This is a genomic window from Yoonia sp. (assembly GCF_046498525.1).
Classification (GTDB): Bacteria; Pseudomonadota; Alphaproteobacteria; order Rhodobacterales; family Rhodobacteraceae; genus Yoonia.
On record NZ_JAWOAN010000267.1, the window covers coordinates 1 to 5,492 of the forward strand.

General features: G+C 51.1%; 4 protein-coding genes and 1 pseudogene. 4 read left to right on the top strand and 1 reads right to left on the bottom strand.

Translation table 11 applies throughout. The features are described from left to right. Nucleotides 1-292 precede the first annotated feature (292 nt). Entirely contained in the window at nt 293-523 is a 231-nt protein-coding gene (locus R6T97_RS15860) for a hypothetical protein (RefSeq protein WP_410350255.1), read from the top strand. A 98-nt stretch (nt 524-621) separates the two neighbouring features. On the opposite strand, the gene R6T97_RS15865 is transcribed toward R6T97_RS15860, so the two are convergent. Further along, nucleotides 622-1,569: a hypothetical protein gene (locus tag R6T97_RS15865; protein WP_410350256.1), complete on the bottom strand. Its 948-nt coding sequence runs from the start codon at nt 1,567-1,569 to the stop codon at nt 622-624. Nucleotides 1,570-1,715: 146 nt separating this feature from the next. On the opposite strand from R6T97_RS15865, the gene R6T97_RS15870 reads away from it, so the two are divergent. The 3 genes and pseudogenes from R6T97_RS15870 to R6T97_RS15880 form a co-directional block, all read left to right on the top strand. Continuing rightward, the gene (locus tag R6T97_RS15870; RefSeq protein WP_410350257.1) at nt 1,716-3,719 is read left to right on the top strand and encodes a tetratricopeptide repeat protein; all 2,004 of its coding nucleotides are present in this window, start codon (nt 1,716-1,718) and stop codon (nt 3,717-3,719) included. 250 nt (nt 3,720-3,969) lie between these two features. Then, nucleotides 3,970-4,695 (top strand): class I SAM-dependent methyltransferase, encoded by a 726-nt coding sequence (locus R6T97_RS15875; protein ID WP_410350258.1) that lies wholly within the window; start codon nt 3,970-3,972, stop codon nt 4,693-4,695. A 66-nt stretch (nt 4,696-4,761) separates the two neighbouring features. Then, nucleotides 4,762-5,492, top strand: a pseudogene (locus tag R6T97_RS15880) (class I SAM-dependent methyltransferase); the annotation flags it as partial.

The window sequence follows — 5,492 nt, forward strand, 5'->3', positions numbered from 1 at the left end:
GTGTCATAATGGTTCTCTACCAGCTTTAAACAATTGGTCAAAATGGATTCTCTTCACGTATCAAACGCTAGCGGCCCGTTGGATAGGAAAATGAAACAACCAATAGAAACGGAGCGGCCCAACGATGCAGTTCATATCGCCGCGTTGTACGGGGCGGTGCCAGTTCCGCAATGCGATACTCGTGGTGCATACTTTGCATCGACGCCGCGCGCCCCGAAATCAAGCGAGACCTTTCTATTACCCCTATTGCAAGCCAATCCTTGAGATGCCGGGGCTGCGAAATAGCGTCCCCTTGCACAAGCAACCGACGCGATATCGCCCGCTTTGCACAGCGCAGGACGTTATTGAGAAACTGCTTTGCGCGGATGGTTACGAAGTGGTCGCACCAAAGCAACTGAGCTTATCCGATCAGATCACTTTGGTGCACGATGCCGAGGTTCTGCTTTTTGCCGAAAGCTCCGCGCTGCATCTTTATGGTCTCGGTCAACGTGCGCACCAACGGGTCGGGCTGATCAGTGGTTGATGGGCCACGGATTCACCCCCACTACCTTTGGCGCATGGCCGTTTTTGAACCCACGCACTGCAAGAGGGTTCCGCTCATTCTTGCGCTAGCTCAATGCGTTAACCTTGCTTGAGCTTGCGAAATGCGGGTGTGACGCGCGTGGCCAGATCGCGGTGCCCGCGTTGCTGCAGGTTTTCAATAAGCGACTTTCTGTACCAAGGTAGCATGCGACGCGCACGAAACAGGCGGTAGAAGACCTCAGGGGTCAACGTATCGTCGAAAGCGTGCTGCATGATTGGCTTCAGAAGGCCGGCCCGCCGCAAGAAGACCGGAGAAAAGTGCCCCGAACACCATGTCTTGAGAAAGATCACGTTGTCACCTTCCAGCCGTGCGACATGACGGCGATCCGGCTCGTAAAAGGGATCGAATAAGACGAAAGCTTTTTTGACCTTATCAATTTCGAAGGCACAATCGCTATAGGGCAGGGACCAGTCACGCCTGCGTCCATTGCTAAAGCGCGTCTCCCAAGGAACAAGCGCCTGCTCCAGAGTAGTTTGCGGATTGAAGCTGACAACAGTCGCGCCCGGCGACAGTGAAGAAAAGGCAAGCGCGGCAAACCCACCCATTGAGGTCCCAGAGAAAATTACTTTGTCAAAAGACGCAAAAAACCCGTCGGCCGCCAGTTTTTCAAGATATGAAATAAGTTGCGGGTCGCGATACCAATCCTTTCGGCCAGCCATAACGGACAGGTGCGAATACCCGTTGTCGCGTACAAATTTGTAAGCCCAAGGTTCCCGATCAGCGGACGTATTATTGACGCTCGACAAATTGTCGAAAGTCACCGCAAGCCGCTTGGGATCTCGACGAATGCAGACAACAGCATGGTGTTTGAGCCGGGTATAAGATCCTTCATTGGCACCGCCGAGGTTGATTTCGGCAAACCATCGCGGCATCGCTGCAGGGTCTGGCTCTGGCGGTTTTGGGGGCGAACTCTCTTGCGTTGCAGTTACACTACGCTTGAAGTGGTTTGCGGGTTCATAAGCGGTCTTCACATCTGGAAACCCCATCAGCGCTTCGCCACAAAAGTACCAAGCAATACGTGCGGTGTCACAGTAACAAATCCAATGGTTTCTTTGCTTCCCTCAGCGCCAGCGCTTGCTGTACCTCGTTGCACCGTATAGGATTTTCAGCTGTTGCAAAAGGTGGAATTAACATGCTGCGGGGGGCTTCCGGTCGTGGGTTTTTTGTTGGCCTGAGGAAGGACCAGCTGGGTGCGCGCCTCTTGATGATGCTCAACAGCATTAGGCTCGCCGAAGACTACGATACGGATTTTCGCATCAATTGGTTCCCGCGTGGTGCAGTCGCGCCAAAGCTCGACACACCACGCGACCTTTTCGATTCTGGTTTCATCGACCGGCATTTCATTGCCAACGCCGACTTTGAACTGATTGACCACCTGACAAAGCCAATCGATATCTTCAGGCGCGACCCTGACCCAAAAAATCTGGAAGAGCATCTTGCAAGCGGCGGGCATGTGCTGCTCGATGAAGGTTTTGAGACAGAAGAACTGCCTTGGGAGGCGAACGCAGATTTCCAGAAACGGTTTCGTGCCTTTATTTCGCGGATCGGTTTCAACCAATCTGTAAAGCAGCACATGGCACAGATCGAAGACGCCATGTCTGCATTGCCGGGCCCGGTTTTTGCCTATCATATTCGTCGCGGCGACATTTTGAATGAAGCCCCCTGGAAGCATAAGGAATGGCCGTCGAAAATTGAACCTGACGAACTCTATTCGGCCTATCTGGACAAGAATACGGGTGCAGCCGCGCTGGTGTTCTCTGATCAACCTGAAAGTATCGCAGGTTTGATGACCAAACATCCTCAGCTTCGGCGCATGGCCGATTTGGTTGATCTGGATGCCTGCAAGCCGGTCCAACGCGACTTTCTTGAACTCTATGCAATGTCTCTTGCCTCGCAAATTATCGCGCCCCCTGTCAGCGCCTTCAGCCGCGCGGCTGCACGTCTGAGCGGCCAAGAGCGAAAATGCTTTCATGAAGTGATGGATGCGAACGAAAGAGAAGAAGCATACGCCAAAACGATTGACAGGTTTCACACCGGCGTATCGCAGTTTATTACGCCAAGCGAAGCCGCACACATCTATGCAAAAGCGGCCCGCAGGTTGCAGGTGAGTGGCCGGGAAGAAGAGGCATGGGACATTGCGCGGAAAATTCTCGACGCGGGTGCAGACAATGCTTTCTTGCCTCTCATACAAGCCGCGAACTGTATTTATTTGAATAAATGGGACGAAGCGCTTGAACATGTTCAAGCTGCAATCGATAACCCCGATCAATGGCAGGAAAACTATGTTTCCGCACTTGCGATCCGGGCACATATCCTCGGGGCGCTTGGGAAAGCGGTGCGTGCCCGGACGTCTTTCTTGCGTGGTTTCTGGCAGAAACCATCCTTGCCGGATGTAACCGTTGTCGGGACTTTCATGATACGACGACAGCGATTGCGGCCCGGCGAAACGCTTCCGTTCGATCGTGCCACTGTCATGGCTCTGGAGCTTGGGTACCAGCTTCACAACATCGTACTCCAACAAAACAAGATCATTCGTGCGCGCGCTTTAGATTTGTCATCAATTGCAATCGAGTGGCCGTGGTTCCCGCTGGATGGCAAAACACAAAAGTTGTTGGGCGCCAAACACCAGCTCACCACAATGCGTGCAAAACTTGCAGGGAGCGAACACTATAGCCCCGGGGCCGGCCCTTTCAGCTTTTGTGCGCTTTTGGATGCCCGTATGGGCGATCTGGACAGTGCATTGAAACAAAACGAACAAGCGCTCGATCATGCGCCTGACGACCAGCTTGTGCGAAAGCGTCACGCGGAAATCCTTATGCTGAGAGGAGATTACGACGGTGCGCTGGGGCAGATGAAAATATGCATGACCAAAGGGCCGGATCATGCGTTCTGGCATTTCTTGACGGGACTGATCCATGAAAACTCGGGTGACACGCACAGCGCAATCAAGTCGTTGGAAAGATCTGCAGCAATGGATGACAGCACCGCCCAATTGCATGCGCACCTCGCAGAGGTTTACCGCAAGACAAACAATCCGACTGCAGCGATCGCGGCACTTGATCGCGCCGCACGGGTTGCACCCAATCAACAAAGGTATCGTAACCGGCGTGCGCGGATCATGCGCAAGCTTGACTAAAAATGGAGTTCGCGACCCTCGGAGCTAGAGGACCTCTAACTTATCAAGATTGTCACCCCGAGGTCCTTATGACGCGCAATGTTCCCCCGAAATTATGCCACTGTAATCTTGATTCAAAAGTCAGTGAAGACAAAATGTAAGTCTGCACCTACTCTCTATTTCCAATCTTTTGTGGACTTGCAAATCTCCGCCAGATCATAGATCGAACTAGGACGTGTTTGGTCGGCTGTATAGGACGTGAGGTGGTCTGATGACTAGGAACTATGGTTACAGCAATTATGAAGAAATGATCGCAGATCCTGCATGGCGTAAGCGACTGAATTCTTTGAACAATGCTCTTGTAGAATCTATGAAAACGATCGACGAAGAACCCTCTCTGAACGGCAACCTCTTCTATGGGCATAAGGATGAGGGCTTTATGGATGGCGATCTGCTTCAAAAATTTGAACCTAAAAGAAAGAACTTTTTTGAGCTTGCGAAGCATGTAACGACGCTATTGGAGGTTGGAGTGAATGGCGGGCACAGTCTGTTTCTGGCGCTCAGCTCGAATCCGAATCTGAAGGTTATTGGCATCGACGTGGCAGAGAGACTTCAGCCGAGTTGGTCTCCCGTAGAAAAATATGTACCAGCTGCATTTCGTTGGCTTGAAAACGAGTTTCCCAATCGATGTTCATTTGTCAAAGGAAATTCTCTCGTTGAGATGCCCAAGCTTGCCTTAGAAAACCCATCGATGATCATCGATGCTCTTCATTTGGATGGTTCAAAAGATACACACCTCAGAGAACTTCTTGCAATACTTCCTCTTATGAAAAAAGGAGGATTTGTCGTATTTGATGATGCAAATACGAAACCCGTTATTAGAGGGATGGAGAGAGTGAAATCTCTAAACATTGCTCGGCCGCGTGATCTGACGCATTTGGGTTTGAAACGTACTCAAGGTCACAGAATTTGGCCAATACTTGATGCCAAAAATTAAGCCGATATATCGGTTGTTGATGTAGACAGCCTCAGCCAAGAATGACCACAAGAATTAGGTGCACGGATGACGGTATATGATGTTGCCAGTCTTTGGATCGGCCCAGAGCTATCTTGGATGGAACAAATTTGTCTCGAATCCTTTCTTTGGAATGGGCACCGCACGATCCTTTACCTATATGAAGATGTTGCATCTGTGCCAGATGGGGTGGAGGTCCGCGATGCACGCGACATAATGCCGTCGGACGAGATTATTTATCACGTCAACACTGGCAGCCCGGCATTCCACTCGGATGTGTTTCGCCTACGGCTTCTTGATCAAGTCGACTGCCTTTGGATTGATACCGATGCCTACTGTCTGAAGCCATTCATCAGGCGGGATCATGGATTCTTCTTCGGATGGGGCTCTGACAGAAGACGGATCATCTTTTCCGGAATCCTTGGATTGCCAAAGGACTCTCGGACATTGCGGTCAATGCTTGAACTGACCAAAGATGAATACCCGGTTCCGCCTTGGGCGTCTAAAAAACGACAAGCGGAACTTCAGTCACTGAAAGATAACGGCAAAGGCGTGCATATGTCGTTGATGCCTTGGGGGGTGTGCGGCCCAGAGGCGCTTCATTATTTTTCGCATGAAACTGGCGAAGTGGAACATGCGTTTGATGGTCCCGTTTTGTATCCTGTGCCGTTTTCATCGACAAGGTCATTTCACCGGCCTCATATTTGCAAGGGTGTCTACAATGCAATTACCGAAGAAACACTTTCAGTACACCTCTACGGCAGGCGGTTTCGGAATAT